The 255-nt window shown below is 63.9% G+C and carries 1 protein-coding gene; it reads right to left on the bottom strand.

Features of this window, described 5'->3' with window-relative positions; genetic code table 11:
* Window positions 1–65: 65 nt before the first annotated feature.
* The coding region (locus tag Q4528_RS14785) for a single stranded DNA-binding domain-containing protein (protein WP_303522422.1) at window positions 66–255 on the bottom strand (190 nt) is incomplete at its 5' end.

The following is a 255-nucleotide window of genomic DNA, read 5'->3' as shown; positions in this document are numbered from 1 at the left end:
GGCATCCTTGGTGCGGGCGACAGTCTTGGGCTTGCGGGAGAAGCGGGGGAACATCGCAGCGCCCCCTAGAAGCCGATATCGTCGTCAAGATCGTCGGAAAATCCGCCGCCAGTCTTGCCGGAAGGCGCACTGTAGTTTGTGGTGGCTGTCCCCGTGCCCGTGTCGCGTCCGCCATCCGGCTTGCCATCAAGCAGCACCAGCGAGCCGCCGAACCCTTGCAACACAACCTCGGTGGTGTAGCGGTCATTGCCAGCC

The sequence above is a fragment of the Staphylococcus pasteuri genome (assembly GCF_030547725.1).
In the GTDB taxonomy this organism is placed as follows: domain Bacteria; phylum Bacillota; class Bacilli; order Staphylococcales; family Staphylococcaceae; genus Staphylococcus; species Staphylococcus pasteuri.
The sequence above is the reverse complement of the archived record's forward strand: the minus strand, read 5'-3'. Positions and strand labels throughout refer to the sequence as shown.